The sequence below is a fragment of the Tenacibaculum finnmarkense genome (genome assembly GCF_900239185.1).
GTDB lineage: Bacteria > Bacteroidota > Bacteroidia > Flavobacteriales > Flavobacteriaceae > Polaribacter > Polaribacter finnmarkensis.
In genome coordinates this window covers 99,674-119,836 of record NZ_OENA01000038.1, presented here as the reverse complement: position 1 = coordinate 119,836, position 20,163 = coordinate 99,674, and the positions used below count along the sequence as shown (strand labels likewise).

Genomic DNA, 20,163 nt, shown 5'->3' with positions numbered 1-20,163 from the left:
AAGCTATTTTCATATCAAAAAACCAACTAAAAAACAACTAAATAATTGCTTTTTTACGACTATTTTCACCTTTATTGACAAAAAAGGAGATGCCTTTCGACTTCTCTTTTTTTATGGTTTTTATATTTATTATATTAAAAATAAGTATTAATTTTGCAGTAACTTTATAAATGCAAAAAGCCTGTTGCTCGAACAACAGACTTTTCTTGATTAAAAAGTTATACAATTTGAAACTAACCTCTTTGGTTAGAGTTGAGTTATATCCATTAAACTAGAAATAATATAACCTAATAAAACTTATTATTGTTTTAACAATAAGTTTTATCTCATTCTTAAACACTACCCACCACTGGGAAGTGTTTTTTTTATTTTTACCCATTTTAAAAGGTATAAAGTTAATGCCTCCTTTAATTTAAAGGTCTAAAGGCTCTAACCTTTTTGTACTACATAAAATAATATTGTTTACTACTTCTTTAAAAGAGAAGCCTTTCGACTTCTCTTTAATATCCTTTTAATTTTATAATTTCTCTTAATTTTAAGAACCACACATTAAGCAATCATCATCAGGAGCTCCATTTTTAGAAGCGTCTATCATTGCTTTATATTCTTCAGCACTCATTGGCTTGTCTTCTTCTTCAACAACGTCTACTTTCTTTTCAATATTTAACGTAAACTGCTTGGCATTTACTGCCGATTTAGTACGTAAATAGTACATTCCTGTTTTTAAACCAACTTTGTGAGCATAAAAATGCATCGAAGTTAATTTTGCATAATCAGGATCTTTCATAAATAAATTTAACGATTGAGATTGATCGATAAAATAGCCTCTATCACGAGCCATATCAATAATATCTTTCATACTCATTTCCCAAACCGTTCGATATAAATCTTTTAAATCTTGTGGAATAGTCGCAATATGTTGGATAGATCCGTTTGCACGCATAATATCTTCCTTCATTGAATTATCCCATAAATTAAGCGCTACTAAGTCTTCTAATAAATGTTTGTTAACAACAATAAATTCACCAGATAATACTCTACGCGTATAGATATTAGACGTATATGGTTCAAAAGCTTCGTTATTTCCTAAAATTTGAGAAGTAGATGCAGTTGGCATTGGCGCTACTAATAAAGAGTTACGAACACCGTGTTCTACAACTTCTTTACGTAAATTTTCCCAATCCCAACGACCGCTTAAATCAGCTTCTGTTGTACCCCACATATCTTGTTGAAATTCTCCTTTTGACATCGGCGAACCTTTAAAAGTAGAATATGGCTCTTTAGCTTTTGCAATTTCCATTGATGAAGTTACAGCTGCAAAATACAAAGTTTCAAAGATTTCTTTATTTAACTTTTTAGCTTCATCCGAAGTAAAAGGCATGCGTAACATGATAAAAGCATCCGCAAGTCCTTGAATTCCTAAACCAACTGGGCGATGACGCTCGTTCGAATTTTTAGCCTCTACAACAGGATAATAATTTCTGTCAATAACCGTATCTAAGTTTCTAATTACTTTTTTAGTTACTTTATATAATTCGTCATGATCAAAAAACTTCTTTCCGTTTTTATCTTCAACAACAAACATTGGTATTGCTATAGATGCTAAATTACATACTGCTACCTCATCTTGGGCAGTATATTCCATAATTTCGGTACATAAGTTTGAAGAACGAATTGTTCCTAAATTCTTTTGATTCGATTTACGGTTTGCAGCATCTTTGTATAACATGTACGGTGTACCTGTTTCAATTTGTGATTCTAAGATTTTCTCCCATAATTCACGTGCTTTTATGGTTTTTCTACCTTTCCCGGCAGCTTCATAACCTGTATATAAACGCTCAAATTCATCACCATAAGTGTCAAATAAATTTGGGCATTCTTGCGGACACATTAATGTCCAATCAGCATCTTGCTGTACACGTTGCATAAATAAATCAGAAATCCACATAGCGTAAAATAAATCACGTGCTCTCATTTCTTCTTTACCATGATTTTTCTTTAGATCTAAAAAATCAAAAATATCAGCATGCCAAGGCTCTAAATACATAGCGAAAGAACCTTTACGTTTTCCTCCTCCTTGATCTACATAACGTGCCGTGTCGTTAAACACTTTTAACATCGGTACAATACCGTTCGATGTTCCGTTAGTTCCAGCAATATAACTTCCTGTAGCACGGATATTATGTAACGATAATCCGATACCTCCTGCCGATTGCGAAATTTTTGCAGTTTGCTTTAAAGTATCGTAAATTCCTTCGATACTATCATCTTGCATTTGTAATAAAAAACAAGAAGACATTTGTGGTTTTGGCGTTCCTGCATTAAATAATGTAGGCGTTGCATGGGTAAAATATTTTTTACTCATTAACTCATAGGTTGCAATTGCTTCTTCGATATCATCTTTATGAATACCAATAGAAACACGCATTAACATGTGTTGTGGACGCTCAGCAATCATTCCATTTAATTTTAATAAATAAGAACGTTCTAAGGTTTTAAAACCAAAGTAATCATAATTAAAATCACGACTATAAATAATGGTAGAGTCTAATTTATCAGCATTTTTTTGGATGATATCATATACATCATCCGCTAATAAAGGTGCTTTTTTATCGGTACGAGGATTTACATATTTATATAAATCCGTCATCGTTTCAGAGAACGATTTTTTGGTACTTTTATGTAAATTTGATACGGCAATTCTTGCTGCTAATTTTGTGTAATCAGGATGAGCCGTAGTCATTGTTGCGGCTGTTTCTGCTGCTAAATTATCTAATTCTGAAGAAGATACGCCATCATATAATCCTTCAATTACACGCATTGCTACTTTTACAGGATCTACAATTTCATTTAACCCATAACACTCTCTTCGAACCCTTTCGGTAATTTTATCGAACATCACAGGTTCTTTCCGTCCGTCTCTCTTTAATACATACATATATATTATTGGTTTTATTTTGATAAACAGCATCACTAAAAAACCTCACTATTAGTAAGATTATTTTTAAAGCTATCTGTTTTAAAGTAATTTTTTTGTTTTAAAAACAGTATATTATAGAAAAAATACGGGTGATTTTCCCTATAATATACTTAAAATAAGATGGCTGTTTTATTTAAAATTCAGCATCAAAACTAATATCTCCTGTACCTCCACCAGAAACACCTGCTTTTTGATATTCAGAAACTCTTTTTTCAAAGAAATTTGTTTTTCCTTCTAATGAAATCATTTCCATGAAATCAAATGGATTTGTAGAATTGTATTCTTTATCGCAGCCAAACTCTAATAATAATCGGTCTGTTACGTATTCTAAATATTGTGTCATTAATTTGGCATTCATCCCAATTAAACTTACGGGTAATGACTCTGTAATAAACTCTCTTTCAATAGTTAAAGCATCTAAAATAATTTCACGAATACGTGCTTTAGGTACTTTATTTACAATATGATGATTGTGTAAATGAACGGCAAAATCACAGTGCATTCCTTCATCTCTTGAAATTAATTCATTTGAAAAAGCCAATCCTGGTAATAAACCACGTTTTTTTAACCAAAAGATAGAACAAAACGATCCTGAAAAGAAAATTCCTTCTACTGCTGCAAAAGCAATTAATCGCTCTGCGAATGAATCAGACTCAATCCATTTTAATGCCCAATCTGCTTTCTTTTTAATTGCTGGGAAAACTTCTATCGCCTTGAATAATTGATCTTTTTCTACTTCATTTTTTACATAGGTATCAATTAATAATGAATAGGTTTCTGAATGTACATTTTCCATCATTATTTGAAAACCGTAGAAAAATTTTGCTTCAGAATACTGTACTTCATTTACAAAATTTTCAGCTAAATTTTCATTTACAATTCCGTCAGAAGCTGCAAAAAAAGCTAAAATATGTTTAATAAAATAACGCTCATCTTCTGTTAATTTGGTTTCCCAATCAATAACATCTACCGATAAATCTATTTCTTCAGCAGTCCAAATTGATGCTTGTTGTTTTTTATACCAGTCCCATAAATCATCATGTTGAATTGGAAAAATCACAAATCTATCTTTATTTTCTTGTAAAATTGGTTCAATTGCTGTCATTGTTTTGTGTGCTAATTTAGGTTGTTGTTGTTGCGGTATTGGGGGGCTACAAATATCTGTAATTTTACTAAAATTAGAAAGCTTTACTTATTCACAAATCCCTTGAAGTTTTCAACAAATTGAAATATAAAGTAAAATTACAGCTTTCCTATCAAAACCACAATACACTGTAAATCAATATACTAATAACTTAAAAATAGCTTGAGTAGTGATTATCATGCAGTTCACTATTTTCATTTTATTTTCAAAAAAAAGCACTGTAAAAACAGTACTTTTAAATTTTTATAAAAAACAGGTTTAAGTTTATTTATCTACTTTTAAAACATCTTTTATAATTTCTTCAAGCTGTTTTTTTGGCAATGCACCATTGGCTCTTTGAGGCGCTTCACCTATAGGACAAAATAACATTGAAGGAATGCTACGAACATCAAAAGCAGCCGCTAATTCTGGTTCAGTTTCAGTATTAATTTTATAAATATCTATTTTTCCTTCATATTGTTCACTCAATTCTTCTAAAATTGGCGCCAACGATTTACAAGGACCACACCAATCGGCATAAAAATCAATTAATGCTGGTTTATCACCTTCAAAATTCCACTCTTTATTTTCTTCAAAATTAAATACCTTTTTTAAAAAAGTTTCTTTTGTTAAATTTTCTGTCATGATACTGTTATTATATTACTACTTCTGTGCTTCAAAAATTCAAGTATAAAGATAGTTATTTTATTTTTCAAAGAGAACAACGACCGTCATTTAGTGTTAAAAACATCTTAAAAAGAATATTTTCGTTCTTTTTTCAGCTAACTTTGAAATTATTAAAAAACCTCATTATTATGAAAAAAATCCTTTTTTCAATTCTTTGTGCGAGTACTGTTTTAGTGTCTTGTAAAAAAGAAAATCAATCTGAAAAAAATACTCAAAAAAACACCACATTGAACTATCCTAAAACCGCTAAAAAACCAATTGTAGATGATTATTTTGGAACAAAAATAACCGATAATTATCGTTGGTTAGAAGATGATAAAAGTACTGAAACCGAAAATTGGGTAAAAGCCGAAAATGACGTTACTTTTAATTATTTAAGTAAAATTCCATATCGTGAGCAACTAAAAAATAGGTTATCAGAATTATGGAATTACGAAAAATTAGGAACCCCTTTTAAAGAAGGTGATTATACCTATTTTTATAAAAATAACGGTTTACAAAATCAATCTGTTTTATACAGAAAAGATGCCCAAGGAAAAGAAGAGGTTTTCTTAAATCCAAATACTTTTTCTGAAGATGGAACAACCTCATTAGGCTCGGTAAGTTTTACTAAAGATGGAAGTATTGTTGCCTATTCAATTTCTGAAGGCGGAAGCGATTGGCGAAAAATCATTGTTTTAAATACCCAAACTAAAGAAGTAATTGGCGATACTTTAATAGATGTAAAGTTTTCAGGAATTGCTTGGAAAGGCAACGAAGGTTTTTACTATTCTAGCTACGATAAACCACAAGGAAGCGAATTATCAGCAAAAACAGACCAGCATAAATTATATTATCATGCTTTAAATACGCCACAAAAAACCGACAAAGTTATTTTTGGAGCAACATCCGAAGAAAAAAACAGGTATGTTGGCGGTTCTTTAACCCAAGATAACAAGTATTTACTTATTTCTGCGGCAACCTCAACATCAGGAAATAAATTATTTTTAAAAGATTTAACAACTCCAAATAGTAAGTTAGTTACCATTACCGATACTTACGATAGCGACACCTATGTAATTGACAGCCGTGGTGACAAATTATATTTAGTAACCAACTTAAATGCGCCAAATAAAAAAATAGTAACGGTAAATGCTAAAAATCCAACGCCAGAAAATTGGAAAGATTTTATTGCCGAAACTAAAAACGTATTATCGCCATCAACAGGAGCAGGATATTTTTTCACAGAATATATGGTCGATGCAGTTTCTAAAGTTTTACAATACGATTTTGATGGAAAATTAATCCGTGAAGTAACACTTCCAGGCGTTGGTTCTGCTGGTGGTTTTGGCGGAAAAACAAAAGCCAAAGAAATCTATTTTTCATTTACAAACTACAATACACCAAGTTCATCTTATAAATTTAATCCTGAAGATGGAACCTATGTTTTATCTTGGAAACCTGAAATTTCTTTCAATGCTAATGGGTATGAAAGTAAACAAATTTTTTATACATCAAAAGATGGAACAAAAGTTCCAATGATAATTACCTATAAAAAAGGCTTAGAATTAAACGGTAAAAATCCAACTATTTTATACGGTTACGGCGGATTTAATGTCAGTTTAACACCTGCTTTTAGCATTGCAAATGCCGTTTGGATGGAACAAGGCGGAATATATGCCGTTCCTAATTTACGTGGTGGAGGCGAATATGGTAAAAAATGGCACGATGCAGGAACACAATTAAAAAAACAAAATGTCTTTGACGATTTTATCGCTGCTGCCGAATATTTAATCAATCAAAAATATACTTCTTCGGATTATTTAGCAATCCGTGGAGGTTCAAACGGTGGATTATTGGTTGGTGCAACAATGACACAGCGTCCCGATTTAATGAAAGTCGCTTTGCCTGCCGTTGGCGTTTTAGATATGTTACGTTATCACACGTTTACTGCGGGTGCAGGTTGGGCGTATGATTACGGAACAGCTGCCGATAACAAAGAAATGTTCGATTATTTAAACGGATATTCTCCTGTGCACAACGTTCAAAAAGTGGCGTATCCTGCAACTATGGTAACCACTGGCGATCATGATGATCGTGTAGTTCCTGCGCATAGTTTTAAGTTTGCTGCTGAATTACAAGACAAGCAACAAGGCGAAAATCCTGTGTTAATTCGTATTGAAACAAATGCTGGTCATGGCGCTGGAACTCCCGTAGCTAAAACCATCGAACAATATGCCGATATTTTCGGATTCACATTATATAACATGGGATTTGAAAAATTACCTTATCAAGATAAAAAGTAAAACATCAATAAAAATCATAAAAAACCGATGCGAAAGTGTCGGTTTTTTTGTGCTTATAATTTGGGCGTTACCACAAGGGTCGCGCTTTCCGCACTCGCTTTTTTTTGAAGAAAAATCAAAAAAAGAGCTCAAACAATTGCTTCAATCGCTAACGCAAGCATTTTAACTTAAAACAAAAAGATAAACACAACAGTAACACTATTTTAAAATAGAAATTATATTTTTGCTTCTATGCTACAAGTAAACAATATTACCTTCGGATATTCTAAAGAAAAAACAACACTAAAAAACATCAATTTCTCCCTTCAAAAAGGAGAACATTTATGTATAATGGGCGCAAGTGGTTGCGGAAAATCAACTTTATTAAAAGCCCTTTACGGATTATTAGATTTAAAAAGCGGAACAATTTTTTATGACGATTTTCAAATTCTAGGACCTGAATATTATTTAGTTCCTGGCGTAGATTTTTTCAAATACGTAGCCCAAGATTTCGACTTAATGCCCTTTACTTCCGTAAGCGAAAACATTAAAAAATTCCTATCACGTTTTGATCCCGAAGAAGCTCAAAGAAGAACCAACGAGCTCTTGAATATTATTGAAATGACCGATTTCGCCAATACAAAAGTAGAAAACCTAAGCGGCGGGCAAAAACAACGTGTTGCAATCGCAAAAGCCTTAGCAAAACAGCCAAAATTACTACTACTAGACGAGCCTTTTAGTCAGATTGATAATTTCAAAAAAAACTCACTGCGTAGAAACCTGTTTAATTATCTGAAAAAAAATAAAATTACCTGTATTACAGCCACCCATCAAGGAACAGACGCTTTATCGTTTGCCGATCATGTTATTATTCTTAAAAATGGTCAAATAATTGCTAACGATACACCTGAACACTTATATAAAAACCCAAAAATAAAATACGTTGCCTCTTTATTCGATACTGTTAATGAAATTGTTATCGATCAAAAAGAAGTAGAAAAAACTGTTTTATTATATCCACATCAAATAGAAGTTGTAGCAAATTCGGCACGTAAAGCCGTGGTAAAAGAAGTCTATTTTAAAGGTTCTCATTGGCTGATAAAAGTAATCTACAACAGCCGATTTGTCTTTTTAAAGCATCCTTCAAAACTTGAAATTGATGAAATAGTTTGTTTGAAGTTTGATGTATAGGGTTGGTTTAGTTCAGTTTCACATCCTTATTTACCGTAATTTTTTTTGATGATTTATAAAAAACAGGTACATTTATTTCCAAAGAAAATTTAGTCAATTAAAAAAATGACAATACCAGAAATATTAAATAGCACAGCACACAGACCCTGGGAAATGCCTACTGATACCTGGAAATTTTATCAAGAATGGAACAATGCGATATTTCTTCATTGGCAAGTAGAGCTTAGCGAATTAAGAAAATTTGTGCCTGAAGAATTAGAAATTGACTTATTTGAAGGAAAAGCTTGGGTTTCTGTTGTGGCGTTTACCATGGAAAAAATCCGTCCAAAAAACCTACCTTCTTTCGCTCCTATTTCTAATTTTGATGAAATTAATATTAGAACCTACGTAAAATCTAATAATAAAACTGGTGTTTACTTTTTGAGTATTGAAGGCGGAAAAAAAATAGCCTGTAAAATTGCAAAAGGAATCTCTGAACTTCCATACCGATTTTCAAAAATCAACAGAAGTAAAAACCGATATCAATCAAGTAATTCAGTATTTAATGACCACTTAAATATTGAATTTAAAATCGGCGAAAAATTAACAGAAAAATCAATATTAGACAACTGGCTAACCGAAAGATATGCGCTTTTTCAAGATACCAAAAAATCAATTAACGAATTTGAAATTCATCATTTAGAATGGCCTATAAATAACATTGAAATAAAAAAAATTACGGTCGATTACCCCAAATTTAGTAAGCTCCTAAATAAAGAACCTAACAAAATTCAATACTCAAAAGGAGTAAAAGTTGTTGCTTGGGGAAAGATTAAAAAAGAAAAAACTAGCTATACTAAAAAACATATCTCAAAATAAATAAGCAGCTTATTTGATTTTTTTTAGCTTTAAAACAAGAGGTTGATCCTCTTGTTTAGTCTTTTAAAATGCCTAAAAAATTTCCACAATTTTTTGTTCCAAATTATTAAAAACAAAACTATCACCTTGTTTTTTTCCTAATAAAATACGACCAATTGGCGAAGATACAGAAACGGCAAAATAAGGCTGATTATCAATTGTTAATTGCCCTGAACTAATACTCAAATAAAACGAATTTTTGGTTGTTTTAACAACACTTCCTAAACAGCCGATAGTAGCCGTATTTTGACTATTTATTTTAGAAAGCGTTTCTTTCATTTTGATAATTCCACTAAGCTGTTGCCCTGCTTTTTCCATTTCTAATTGCAACATTGCCCGCCCTGTTTCGTGCTTGTCGCCTGCCGAACTTTTAGTTTCTGATTGCAAGGCTTTTTGGTTCGATGAAATTATTTCTTCGACTGTTTTTAAGCGTTTTTCTACAAAAATTACACATTGATTGTATAATTCTTCTTTTATTTTTTTCTGATTCATCTATTATTTTACTGCTTTGAACACTATTTTATTGCACTAAATCGGCTAATTCTTTACCTACCAAACTACCAATTGCTACGCCCATTCCTCCTAAACGAACACCACAAAACACATTGTTTGATAACTGTTTTACAATGGCTTTTTTCTGATTTCCAACCCCCATTATTCCACTCCATCGATGGGCTATTTCAAAATTAATGTTTGGTAAAATAGTGGTTTTTAAAATTTCTTCTAATTTATTTTGAACCAATATTGTTTGCCCAAAAACTGTGGTTTCTTCGGTTTTAAAATCAAGGTTTCGTCCACCGCCTAATAAAATTCTATCGTCAATATTTCTAAAATAATAATAGCCTTTTTCTAAATGAAATGTTCCTTTTATAGCTAAGTTTTTAATCGGTTTTGTTATTAAAACTTGCGCTCTGGCAGGTTTTACATTTTCGTTCAGCAATTTATTTGCAAACCCATTGGTGGCAATACATAATTTTTTGGTTGAAAATTCTATCTGATTTGTTTTAATCAAAACATTTTCATTGTTTTCACAATAACTTTCTACCAAAATACTATTGACTATTTTTATGCCCGATTTTTGTACTAATTCAAGCAATTTCACGGCCATTTTACCTGTATCAATTTGCCCTTCAAACTGATTGGTTATATAATTTTGATGAATGTTTTGAAACTTAAATTTATTGGTATCAACTGAAAAAACAGGCGCTTTAAATAACGGTTTTAATAAAGTGTTAAGGCTGTATTTTTCTGATAAACAAGTTTCATAAAACTCGGTATCTTCAAATAATTCGTAGCCTTTATTTTGTTGATATTTTATATTTTTATCCCCTAAATTTTTTCGTAATAATTGCAAACCTTGCCAGCGTTTTTCAACTAAGTTATACACTTCTTGTTCGGTATGTTTTTTTAAGTCGTCTATTAATTCTGATATGCTTCCAAAACAGGCAAAACCAGCATTTTTAGTACTTGCTCCTTGTGGTAATATTCCTTTTTCTAAAATAATTATTTTAGCCTTCGGATGTTTTTCTTTTAATGCCAATGCGCAATTTAATCCTACAATTCCGCTACCTACAATGGTAAAATCAACATTAGTGAACCATTCTTTTAACTCCCAATAACTGTAATTCAACATCTTATACTATTATATTTTTGTACCTTGGTATATTAGTTGTAATGTATAAAATTAAACTCTAAAAAGTACTATTATGAAATTATTTGGATTCTTAATATTCGCAATTATTTTTATTCAGTGTGCCAATATTAAGCAAACTGCTACGCCTCCTTTTAAGATAAAAAAAGCACTATATACCGATGATTTTAATCATTTATCAACAAATAAATCGCCTTGTTTAAATATTATTTTTACGTCAGATAAACCGATTGATTTTCAAAAAGTATATTTTCAAAACACCATTATTAATACTCTTATTGAACATGAAAATGGGAAAAATATTATTGTTGCTCGGTATAAAAACCGTATTATTCCTGTAGTTAATAAACTTATTTTAAACGCCGATTCGGAAAAAGAATATGGTAATTCACTCCCTAAAATTACAGAAAAATTTCCGTTTAATTTAAAAGATAATCAAGCGGTTGTTACTTATAAAATAGGCGATAAAATACTGACCTATAAAATTGAAAATATGATAAAAACAACCAATATTCTTATTCGATAATTGGTTTTTATACTGAAAAATTAAGGCAAATCAGGATGTGATACTGAAATAAGGTTAGCATGACCGATGTGGTTTTGTGTAAAAATGCCTAGCCCCGATTGAAGCAATTGTTTGAGCTCCTTTTTTGATTTTTTTTCAAAAAAGAGCGAGTGCGGAAAGCGGGAAATTGCTTCAAAAAAACAGTAAACAATTAGTAAACATAATAAACTAATTATCGATTTTTAATTTTGGCACGTAATTTGAAAGTTAGTACCATATAACGATTAAATTACCGTCTATGAAACCTTTAAAACTACTTTTTTTATACATTACAACAAGTGTAATGATATCTTCTTGTGTGGTTCAAAACGAGGTAATTGACCATATTGATTATACTGAAAATACGCCTTTTTCACTAAATCAATATGTTTCTAGTTATGATTTATGGTATGTCGATTATAATAGTACAATAGGCACTAACGAAATTCCTTTTTTATCAAAAGCATTTACCGTTTCGTTCTTAAATGGAAATATATACGCCAATAATAATATTGTTGATATTGGTAAAACAGGCAATGGTTTGGGGGTTTTGGTTGGTAATTACCAGGCAAACGGCAGTGTTTTACAAACCAATCATACGCTTGATAATCAGCATGATTTTGAGGTAATTCAATTGTCTGAAAATGAAATTAGAATTGATGATTTACATCAAAATATAAGTTACTTTTTAACTGGTTATCAAAGAGATAATTTTGATTATGATAAATTATTTTATGAAAATATAGAATATCTTTTACAAGAATATGTTGCTTGGGAAAAAATTGATGAAAATGGCGGATATGAAAATCCTTTTGATACCGAAAATTTCTTACAGTTTACGCCTGAAAATGATGTAACATTTTATTCATCGCACGATTTTCTTGGTACAAATATTGATTTTATTAAATGGGATTATATTGGATCTTATGAAATAGCAACAATTAAAGGCTATAATGATCTGCTACTTTTAACACTTAATTATAATACGAATGCTATTGATTCGGTTGAAAAATTTGAATTAAAGATTATTAACGATCAAACAATTTCATTATATCATATAAGTTCGAAAACTACCTATACTTTTTTAGGTAAAGGATTTATACAGCATTTAAGAAGTAGCACTAAAAACACGGTAAATACAGCAAAGAATTCTGTGAGAAAAAACAGTAGAAAACGCACTAAAATACAACGTAAAATTGTTGATAAACAAAATTAGAATGATGTTTGGTTAGTTGATTTTTAGTTGGGGTAGTAGTCAACTAAAGTAAACCGCGCTAGCAATAGTGCGGTTTTATAATGAATTAATCTAACATTGCTACAACTCTTGCTGGAGCAGCTGAAGCACCTACAATTTTCAATGGAAAAACAGCTATTTTAAATCCTGAAAAAGGTAAAGCATCTAAATTTACTAATTGTTCCATATGGCAGTATTCTTTGTTTTGTCCTACTAAATGAGCTTCCCAAAATAATTCTGAGTTATTAGTTTCTTTTGCTTTTTTAATCATATAAGGCAATGGTAAATCCCAGCCCCAAGCATCTATTCCCATTACTTTTATTCCTTTATCGATAAGCCATTCTGTAGCTTGTGCGCTAACACCTGTTCCTTTTTCATGAAAGTCTTTTGTTCCATTAAATATATCACGTCCTGTTTTTATTAGTACAATCATTTTAGGTTTAATTTCTAATGAATTTACCTTTAAAAACTGCTGAATATCTGCCACAGTAATAGGATCAAAATCGGCTTTATGTTTCATATCGATAACAATTCCTTCTCCAAAACACCATTCTAATGGAACTTCATCAATTGTTTTTGCCTTTTCGCCATTTACAGTTGGTGAATAATGCCAAGGAGCATCAATATGAGTAGTTGCATGTACGCCCATTTTTTGAATTGTATCATCTGCCCAACCTGTAAAATTTTTAGGAAATAATTTAAAAGGCAAGCCCAATAATCTAATTAATAATTTTGATTTTTTATGTGATTTATGTTTTACTTTAACTTTCATAAACCAAGGATCTTCCTTGTTATATTGAATCGGTTTTGATAAATCAATTATTTTCATACTTAAAATATTATTTTTCACTAATTAAATTGCCTTGACATTCTTGTAATTCTTTCCATTTACCTTGATTTGCTAATTTTGCTTGTTGTGGCCAAGTTTTAGGTTTTTGAATTTTATATTTATTTCCAACACTTTTTAAAATTTCTTGACATTTCTCAACAGAAGTTCCTGCTAAATCTTCCCAAGTTTTAATTCCAAAAGCATGAAATAACCCTTCAATTTTTGGATTAATTCCTGCCACAATTTTCAAATCGTTTTCTTTAACTCTTTTAGAAAATATATTTTGAGCGCTTACTAAATTTTCGTTTTGTGGTGTGTGCTGGCTATTTGAGGCTACTTTTTTATTTAAATACCCAAAAAACATCGGTAATTGGTATTTAAAAAGACTGTAAACACTCATTATTATTATTACTGCTAGAATAAGCCAAAATATTATTGATAAAATCATATTATTATTTTTTAAGGGTTCGTATTGATGTTTTTTGAAGCTTTTATCTTCTGATAAAAAAGCGTTTCAAAAAAGGATTATAATGGAGTCTTGTTCTTCTAAAAAAGATTAAAATTGATTCTTTTCAAATAGCAAGAATTTTTATTAGATACTTATGAAAAATATTAAATTAAGCAACTAATTTTTTTAATCAATCAGTTTTAGTTTTCAAATTTACCTGAAGCTACTGCAGAAGAATTGATGCTTTATATTGATATGGTAAATAAGTATTTAAAGTGATACTTATAGCGTAAGTGTAATCACCTGATTTTAATCTATTTATAAATTGGTTCAAAATATAACTTACAACTATATGATGCAAAAAAACAAAAAAAGTCACACCTTTCGATGCAACTTTCATGTTTTTAACATTTATTTAACACTAATTTAATACTAAAACAGCTTTTTAATAACAATTAAGAAACATTAGAAGGCTATTTTATTAAGTTTAGGTTAAGTTTTTATATTATATAAGACCTATAAATCAAATTTAATTCCTTGCGCTAAAGGCAATTCATCAGAATAATTTATCGTATTTGTTTGACGTCTCATATATACTTTCCAAGCATCAGAACCAGACTCACGTCCACCACCAGTTTCTTTTTCACCACCAAAAGCACCACCAATTTCAGCACCAGAAGTTCCGATGTTTACATTTGCAATACCACAATCAGAACCTGCGTATGATAAAAACTTTTCAGCTTCTTTTAATTCATTTGTCATAATTGCTGATGATAATCCTTGCGCAACACCGTTTTGCTTTTCAATAGCATTTTCAACATCACCAGAATATTTCATTAAATATAAAATAGGAGCAAAAGTTTCATGTTGCACTATTTCAAAATGATTTTCAGCTTCAATAATGGCTGGTTTTACGTAACATCCGCTTTCGTAACCTTCACCTTCTAAAACACCACCTTCAACTAATACGTTTCCACCTTCAGCTTTTGCTTTTTCAATAGCAGCTAAATACGTGTTTACCGAATCTTTGTCAATTAATGGCCCGATATGATTTGTTTCATCTAAAGGATTTCCAATGGTTAACTGCCCATAAGCACCAACAATAGCATCTCTTACTTTGTCATAAACAGACTCATGAATAATTAATCTACGAGTAGAAGTACAACGTTGTCCACAAGTTCCTACAGCTCCGAATACGGCACCAGGAACAACTACTTTTAAATCGGCAGTTGGAGTAATAATAATTGCGTTGTTTCCTCCTAATTCTAATAATGATTTTCCGAAACGCCCAGCTACTGTTGCACCAACAATACGTCCCATTCTGGTAGATCCTGTAGCAGAAACTAAAGGAATACGAGTATCCGTAGTCATCATTTCACCAACTTTATAATCTCCATTGATGATAGAAGAAATTCCTTCTGGTAAGTTGTTTTCTTTTAAAACATCAGCAATAATATTTTGACAAGCGATTGAACATAAAGGCGCTTTTTCAGAACCTTTCCAAACACAAACATCACCACAAATCCACGCTAAAGCAGTATTCCAAGCCCAAACAGCCACAGGAAAATTAAATGCAGAAATAATTCCAACAACTCCAATTGGATGCCATTGCTCTCTCATTACGTGTCCTGGACGTTCCGAAGGAATTGTTTGCCCGTTTAATTGACGTGATAACCCTACGGCAAAATCACAGATATCAATCATTTCTTGAACCTCTCCTAAACCTTCTTGGTAACTTTTCCCCATTTCATAAGAAACTAGTTTACCAAGAGCTTCTTTCTTTTCTCTTAATTTATTACCAAATTGACGTACAATTTCACCTCTTTGTGGCGCTGGCATATTTCTGAAAGATTTATATGCAGTTGTAGCCGTTTCCATTACTTTTTCGTAATCTTCTTTGGTCGTCGCTTTTACTTTTCCTATTAATTTACCATCAACAGGTGAATAACTTTCAATAATTTCTCCATTAGAGAAATTTACAGAACCTGTAGAAGTTCCATCATTAATATCTTTTACGCCTAATTGCGCTAAAGCTTCTTTGATTCCGAAATCTGCCATTTTGCTTTTAAATTTAAGTTGTTTAAATTGAACTACGAAAATACGAATAATTTTACACATTATAAATTAAACAAAAAGTGTTAGTTTTGTTTAATTTTAAACATATTTAATGTAGTATTTTTTATCTGAGGTAATATTCAAATAAACTATTATAAATTGATACTTTACTTACTTATATCAATTCTATATTACCCTTTTTTTCTTAAAAAATAAATATTTATTTTTTTTTTAACAAATATTTAATATATTTGTAGCGGTGAAACTTTTTACACCATATTACACCCTTCATAGTATTTTTTAGATCTAATATTTTTTTTTATGAATTTAAAAGAGTTGTACCACAGTACAAAATCTAAAGCAATCCTTCTATTTGATAAAGAAGGAAAAATTGTAGAAGCGCACAGTAAAATTACTTATGAAAACCCTGAAGATTTTTCGGCGGTAACTAAAGTTGTTATCAATATAATTGATAATTTTTTTACTGATGTTCTAGAAACGACACCGTTAACTGAAATAATTATAAAAAATACTGATCAAAATTTTTATATAAAAAAATGTGACGATGACCATGTACTATGTGTCTTATCGGACGGGGTAATGAATAGAAGTTTAATTAGTCTTTCTTTAAAAAAAGACAATGACAAATAATAAATAACATCTAAAAAAAGTAGTAATGACAGACATTTTAAATGATTTAATTAAAAACGTAAGTGAAAATATCCCTGGATATATAGCATTAAGTGTAACCGAAATAGAGTCTGGAGAAACTTTAGTTTCAGATTCAGTTAAAGCTGATTTTGATATTGACTTGGCTTCTGCGTATAATTTAGAAGTAGTAAACGCTAAACTAAAAGCAATCAGTGTTTTAGGATTAAATGAAGAAGTTAAAGATATCACCATTACTTTAACCGATCAGATTCATATTATAAATATTGCACCTAATGGTGGATATTTTATTTATTTAGCTATTGATTCAGCTAAAGCAAATATTGCTATTACAAAAACATTACTTAACAAATATAAAGCAGATTTAAACAATGCCATATAAGCCATTAGATTTATCTAATTTTAAAATAGACGCGAGAGTTGCGTCTATTTTAAAATTAGGACAGCAAGAATATCAAAAAATACTAGGTATTGAATTGATAAACGACCAAATAAATAACGAGATAAGCCCTGTAACAACAACTACAAAAATAGTAGAAGTCAAAGATACAGAAACTAAAAATGTCGAAATCGAAGTGGAAGTAGAAGAAGGGAAAAAGATATCTGAAGTTATTTTTGATTTTCTTTTTGAACCTAAATTTGATAATATGTTAACAATGTTTTCTAAAAAAGCAGTCTAATCTGTTCTTTTTTAAACTTAATAACTATTTAGTTTAGTGTTTTACAAAAAAAACAGTGCAATTATATAATACTACTGTTATAACTACTATTTTTGTAAAACTTTATGAAACAACAAGTTTTTAATATACAATCAGCATTCGATTTTAAGCAAGCTGCTTTGGCGGTTTTTAATCATCAATTTAAAAACAATAAGGTTTACCGATCTTTTTGTGATTTACTATATATTCACCCTTCTAGTATTTCTGAAATTGAAGAAATTCCTTTTTTACCTATTGAATTTTTTAAAACAAAAAAAATACTTTCTTCTTCAGATAAAATTAAAGAAACTTTTAGCAGTTCTGGTACTACCGGTAGTATTAGCAGCAAGCACTTAGTAACCGATTTATCGTGGTATGAAACAAGTTATTTAAAAGGTTTTGATTATTTTTATGGCGATATAAAAGATTATGTGGTTTTAGCGTTATTGCCTAATTATTTAGAGCGAAAAGGTTCTTCGTTAGTATATATGGTTGCTGATTTAATTGAAAAATCGGCACAGCCTGAAAGTGGTTTTTACCTAAATAATTTAGATGAATTAGCAAAAAAACTCATCGAATTAGATAAAAAAGGACAAAAAACACTGCTTATTGGCGTTTCTTTTGCCTTATTAGACCTAATAGAAAAACAACAATTTACCCTAAAAAATACCATTATTATGGAAACTGGCGGTATGAAAGGACGAAGAAAAGAACTTATTCGTACTGAATTACATCAAGTTTTAAGTAGTGGATTTGGCGTACAACATATTCATTCAGAGTATGGTATGACCGAATTATTAAGCCAAGGATATTCGAAAGGAAATGGTATTTTTAACTGCCCTCCTTGGATGCGTGTTTTAATTAGAGATACCGAAGATGCTTTGACTATTTTACCCAATCAAAAAAATGGTGGCGTTAATATTATTGATTTAGCAAACTACAATTCTTGCTCTTTTATTGCTACGCAAGATTTAGGAAAAGTACACACAGATACTAGCTTTGAAATTATTGGACGTTTTGATAATTCCGATATTCGAGGATGTAACTTAATGGTGTTATAAAAACGCTATTTTTTAATTTTTAGCCCCGATTGAAGCAATTGTTTGAGCTCCTTTTTTGATTTTTTTCAAAAAAGAGCGAGTGCGGAAAGCGGGAAATAGCTCCAAATAACTTACTAATTAACAGGTGATTACTTTTAACTTATAGTATCTATTTTTATATGTACTTTTGTAATAAAAGGTAGCTATGACTAAATTTTCTTTTTTCAATCGAAAAAATATTCAAGAACAATTACAAGAAACAACATTTGATATTTTAATTATTGGTGGCGGTATTACCGGTGCTGGAATTGCTTTAGATGCAGCATCTAGAGGAATGAAAGTTGCACTGGTTGAAAAAAATGATTTTGCTTCAGGTACTTCAAGTAAATCAACCAAATTAATACACGGTGGTTTACGCTATTTAAAACAATTCGATTTTTGGCTAGTCAAAGAAGTTGGTTCTGAACGTGCTATTGTACATAAAATAGCCCCACATTTAGTGGTTCCCGAAAAAATGATTTTACCCTTAATTGAAGGAGGTACTTATGGTGCTTGGCTTACCGCTATCGGCTTAAAAATTTACGATGTATTGGCTGCCGTAGAAGGAGATGACAAACGTAAAATGCTTGATAAAAAAGAAGCGCTTGAAATAGAACCATTATTACCCAAAAATATTTTAAAAGGCGCTGGTTATTATGCCGAATATCGTACAGATGATGCTCGTTTAACCATCGAAATATTAAAAACAGCAACCACATACGGAGCTGAAATACTTAATTATACCAAGGCAAATGCCTTTATTTACGAAAAAAATAGGGTAGTTGGTGCAACAGTTACCGATGTTTTTAATAATCAAAGCTATAATATCAAGGCAAAATATGTAGTAAATGCTGCAGGGCCGTGGGTCGATGAATTACGTCAACTTAATCATTCAAAAACAGGTAAAAGACTACATTTAACCAAAGGCGTTCATTTGGTAGTAGCTCACGAAAAATTCCCGATAAAACAATCGGTTTATTTTGATGTTCCTGATGGGCGCATGATGTTTGCCATTCCTCGTGGGAAAATCACCTATTTTGGGACTACAGATACTAATTTTCAACAGAATAAAGAGACTCTATCAATAGATATTGCTGATGCAACCTATCTAATTGAAGCGGTAAATAATATGTTTACAGATATTCACTTAAGCATTGCTGATATTCAATCGTCGTGGGCAGGTTTGCGTCCGCTAATTCATGAACAAGGAAAAGCTGCATCGGAACTTTCTAGGAAAGATGAAATTTTTGTTTCTGATACCAAATTAATTTCTATCGCTGGTGGTAAATTAACAGGATATCGTAAAATGGCGGAACGTATTGTTAATTTAATCGCCAAAAAAATGATTCGACGTTTTGACCTAAAATTTGACGCTATAAAAACAGAAAAAATTTTATTAACAGGCGGAAATTTTAAAAATTACAAAGCGGTAGAAACTTATACAAAAAAAGTTTATAGCATTTTAAAAGAACATAATTTCACTAAAAAAGAGGCTACTTATTTAGTACATAATTATGGGAAACAAACAAATGTTATTTTAGAAAAATTTAATGAAATTGATGAAAAAAACACCATACTTCGCCTATTAAAAGCCGAAATTTGGTTTACTATTCAATATGAAATGACCTGTACACCTACTGATTTTTTTATGCGTAGAACAGGGCGTTTATTTTTTGATAAACCAAGTGTAAACACCTACAAAGAAGCTGTTTTAAATGAATTTACAACGTATTTTAATTGGGATATTTCATCCGTAGAAAAACATCGAAAAGAGTTAGAATCGAACATAAAAATGACTTTAAATTTTACCTAAA

The 20,163-nt window shown here is 30.7% G+C and carries 18 protein-coding genes; 10 read left to right on the top strand and 8 right to left on the bottom strand.

Annotation, left to right across the window (positions count from 1 at the left end):
• Nucleotides 1-535: 535 nt before the first annotated feature.
• The 3 genes from AQ1689_RS04375 to trxA all read right to left on the bottom strand — a co-directional run bounded on the left by AQ1689_RS04375 (nucleotide 536) and on the right by trxA (nucleotide 4,748).
• Entirely contained in the window at nucleotides 536-2,938 is a 2,403-nt protein-coding gene (locus AQ1689_RS04375) for a ribonucleoside-diphosphate reductase subunit alpha (protein ID WP_101955302.1), read from the bottom strand.
• A 175-nt stretch (nucleotides 2,939-3,113) separates the two neighbouring features.
• Nucleotides 3,114-4,085: a ribonucleotide-diphosphate reductase subunit beta gene (locus AQ1689_RS04370; RefSeq protein WP_101914022.1), complete on the bottom strand. Its 972-nt coding sequence runs from the start codon at nucleotides 4,083-4,085 to the stop codon at nucleotides 3,114-3,116.
• A 303-nt stretch (nucleotides 4,086-4,388) separates the two neighbouring features.
• Entirely contained in the window at nucleotides 4,389-4,748 is a 360-nt protein-coding gene (trxA, locus tag AQ1689_RS04365) for a thioredoxin (RefSeq protein ID WP_101914021.1), read from the bottom strand.
• 170 nt (nucleotides 4,749-4,918) lie between these two features.
• Here trxA and AQ1689_RS04360 point away from each other — a divergent pair, with 170 nt between their 5' ends.
• From AQ1689_RS04360 to AQ1689_RS04350, 3 genes are all read left to right on the top strand, one after another.
• Nucleotides 4,919-7,075, top strand: coding sequence for a prolyl oligopeptidase family serine peptidase (locus tag AQ1689_RS04360; protein WP_101955301.1), 2,157 nt, complete (start codon nucleotides 4,919-4,921; stop codon nucleotides 7,073-7,075).
• A gap of 231 nt (nucleotides 7,076-7,306) precedes the next feature.
• Entirely contained in the window at nucleotides 7,307-8,245 is a 939-nt protein-coding gene (locus AQ1689_RS04355; protein WP_101955299.1) for an ABC transporter ATP-binding protein, read from the top strand.
• Between the two features lie 105 nt (nucleotides 8,246-8,350).
• On the top strand, nucleotides 8,351-9,103 hold the full coding sequence (locus AQ1689_RS04350) for a YqjF family protein (RefSeq protein WP_101955298.1): 753 nt from the start codon (nucleotides 8,351-8,353) through the stop codon (nucleotides 9,101-9,103).
• Between the two features lie 72 nt (nucleotides 9,104-9,175).
• Here the strand turns inward: AQ1689_RS04350 and AQ1689_RS04345 are convergent, their stop codons facing one another.
• A complete protein-coding gene (locus AQ1689_RS04345) occupies nucleotides 9,176-9,634 on the bottom strand; it encodes a GreA/GreB family elongation factor (protein ID WP_101955297.1) in 459 nt (152 codons plus the stop codon).
• A 28-nt stretch (nucleotides 9,635-9,662) separates the two neighbouring features.
• Nucleotides 9,663-10,772: an NAD(P)/FAD-dependent oxidoreductase gene (locus tag AQ1689_RS04340; protein WP_101955394.1), complete on the bottom strand. Its 1,110-nt coding sequence runs from the start codon at nucleotides 10,770-10,772 to the stop codon at nucleotides 9,663-9,665.
• Between the two features lie 76 nt (nucleotides 10,773-10,848).
• On the opposite strand from AQ1689_RS04340, the gene AQ1689_RS04335 reads away from it, so the two are divergent.
• Together AQ1689_RS04335 and AQ1689_RS04330 are read left to right on the top strand one after the other, a co-directional pair.
• On the top strand, nucleotides 10,849-11,319 hold the full coding sequence (locus AQ1689_RS04335) for a hypothetical protein (protein ID WP_101955296.1): 471 nt from the start codon (nucleotides 10,849-10,851) through the stop codon (nucleotides 11,317-11,319).
• A gap of 277 nt (nucleotides 11,320-11,596) precedes the next feature.
• Complete coding sequence (locus AQ1689_RS04330; protein WP_101955295.1) at nucleotides 11,597-12,553, top strand: hypothetical protein; 957 nt, start codon at nucleotides 11,597-11,599, stop codon at nucleotides 12,551-12,553.
• 85 nt (nucleotides 12,554-12,638) lie between these two features.
• On the opposite strand, the gene AQ1689_RS04325 is transcribed toward AQ1689_RS04330, so the two are convergent.
• The 3 genes from AQ1689_RS04325 to amaB all read right to left on the bottom strand — a co-directional run bounded on the left by AQ1689_RS04325 (nucleotide 12,639) and on the right by amaB (nucleotide 15,906).
• Nucleotides 12,639-13,400 carry a cyclase family protein gene (locus tag AQ1689_RS04325; protein WP_101914202.1) on the bottom strand — a complete coding sequence of 254 codons (762 nt, stop codon included), beginning with the start codon at nucleotides 13,398-13,400 and terminating at the stop codon, nucleotides 12,639-12,641.
• A gap of 10 nt (nucleotides 13,401-13,410) precedes the next feature.
• On the bottom strand, nucleotides 13,411-13,848 hold the full coding sequence (locus tag AQ1689_RS04320) for a hypothetical protein (protein ID WP_144430083.1): 438 nt from the start codon (nucleotides 13,846-13,848) through the stop codon (nucleotides 13,411-13,413).
• 516 nt (nucleotides 13,849-14,364) lie between these two features.
• Nucleotides 14,365-15,906 (bottom strand): L-piperidine-6-carboxylate dehydrogenase, encoded by a 1,542-nt coding sequence (gene amaB / locus AQ1689_RS04315; RefSeq protein ID WP_101914201.1) that lies wholly within the window; start codon nucleotides 15,904-15,906, stop codon nucleotides 14,365-14,367.
• A 318-nt stretch (nucleotides 15,907-16,224) separates the two neighbouring features.
• On the opposite strand from amaB, the gene AQ1689_RS04310 reads away from it, so the two are divergent.
• The 5 genes from AQ1689_RS04310 to AQ1689_RS04290 all read left to right on the top strand — a co-directional run bounded on the left by AQ1689_RS04310 (nucleotide 16,225) and on the right by AQ1689_RS04290 (nucleotide 20,162).
• A complete protein-coding gene (locus AQ1689_RS04310) occupies nucleotides 16,225-16,554 on the top strand; it encodes a roadblock/LC7 domain-containing protein (protein ID WP_101914013.1) in 330 nt (109 codons plus the stop codon).
• Nucleotides 16,555-16,579: 25 nt separating this feature from the next.
• Complete coding sequence (locus tag AQ1689_RS04305) at nucleotides 16,580-16,954, top strand: hypothetical protein (protein WP_101914012.1); 375 nt, start codon at nucleotides 16,580-16,582, stop codon at nucleotides 16,952-16,954.
• Nucleotides 16,944-17,252, top strand: coding sequence for a hypothetical protein (locus AQ1689_RS04300; protein WP_101914011.1), 309 nt, complete (start codon nucleotides 16,944-16,946; stop codon nucleotides 17,250-17,252). The genes AQ1689_RS04305 and AQ1689_RS04300 overlap by 11 nt, the downstream gene beginning before the upstream one ends.
• 104 nt (nucleotides 17,253-17,356) lie before the next feature.
• Nucleotides 17,357-18,331 (top strand): LuxE/PaaK family acyltransferase, encoded by a 975-nt coding sequence (locus AQ1689_RS04295; protein ID WP_101914010.1) that lies wholly within the window; start codon nucleotides 17,357-17,359, stop codon nucleotides 18,329-18,331.
• Between the two features lie 184 nt (nucleotides 18,332-18,515).
• Nucleotides 18,516-20,162, top strand: a complete 1,647-nt coding sequence (locus tag AQ1689_RS04290; protein WP_101955294.1) for a glycerol-3-phosphate dehydrogenase/oxidase — start codon at nucleotides 18,516-18,518, stop codon at nucleotides 20,160-20,162.
• The last annotated feature ends 1 nt before the right edge of the window (nucleotide 20,163 follow it).

Excerpts from the sequence above, each read along its gene's own strand:
- AQ1689_RS04290 (WP_101955294.1), top strand. The coding sequence starts at position 18,516 with ATGACTAAATTTTCTTTTTTCAATCGAAAAAATATTCAAGAACAATTA.
- AQ1689_RS04335 (WP_101955296.1), top strand. The coding sequence starts at position 10,849 with ATGAAATTATTTGGATTCTTAATATTCGCAATTATTTTTATTCAGTGT.
- AQ1689_RS04330 (WP_101955295.1), top strand. The coding sequence starts at position 11,597 with ATGAAACCTTTAAAACTACTTTTTTTATACATTACAACAAGTGTAATG.
- AQ1689_RS04345 (WP_101955297.1), bottom strand. The coding sequence starts at position 9,634 with ATGAATCAGAAAAAAATAAAAGAAGAATTATACAATCAATGTGTAATT.
- AQ1689_RS04305 (WP_101914012.1), top strand. The coding sequence starts at position 16,580 with ATGACAGACATTTTAAATGATTTAATTAAAAACGTAAGTGAAAATATC.
- AQ1689_RS04355 (WP_101955299.1), top strand. The coding sequence starts at position 7,307 with ATGCTACAAGTAAACAATATTACCTTCGGATATTCTAAAGAAAAAACA.
- AQ1689_RS04360 (WP_101955301.1), top strand. The coding sequence starts at position 4,919 with ATGAAAAAAATCCTTTTTTCAATTCTTTGTGCGAGTACTGTTTTAGTG.
- AQ1689_RS04300 (WP_101914011.1), top strand. The coding sequence starts at position 16,944 with ATGCCATATAAGCCATTAGATTTATCTAATTTTAAAATAGACGCGAGA.
- amaB (WP_101914201.1), bottom strand. The coding sequence starts at position 15,906 with ATGGCAGATTTCGGAATCAAAGAAGCTTTAGCGCAATTAGGCGTAAAA.
- AQ1689_RS04350 (WP_101955298.1), top strand. The coding sequence starts at position 8,351 with ATGACAATACCAGAAATATTAAATAGCACAGCACACAGACCCTGGGAA.
- AQ1689_RS04320 (WP_144430083.1), bottom strand. The coding sequence starts at position 13,848 with ATGATTTTATCAATAATATTTTGGCTTATTCTAGCAGTAATAATAATA.
- AQ1689_RS04325 (WP_101914202.1), bottom strand. The coding sequence starts at position 13,400 with ATGAAAATAATTGATTTATCAAAACCGATTCAATATAACAAGGAAGAT.
- AQ1689_RS04370 (WP_101914022.1), bottom strand. The coding sequence starts at position 4,085 with ATGACAGCAATTGAACCAATTTTACAAGAAAATAAAGATAGATTTGTG.
- AQ1689_RS04310 (WP_101914013.1), top strand. The coding sequence starts at position 16,225 with ATGAATTTAAAAGAGTTGTACCACAGTACAAAATCTAAAGCAATCCTT.
- trxA (WP_101914021.1), bottom strand. The coding sequence starts at position 4,748 with ATGACAGAAAATTTAACAAAAGAAACTTTTTTAAAAAAGGTATTTAAT.
- AQ1689_RS04295 (WP_101914010.1), top strand. The coding sequence starts at position 17,357 with ATGAAACAACAAGTTTTTAATATACAATCAGCATTCGATTTTAAGCAA.
- AQ1689_RS04375 (WP_101955302.1), bottom strand. The coding sequence starts at position 2,938 with ATGTATGTATTAAAGAGAGACGGACGGAAAGAACCTGTGATGTTCGAT.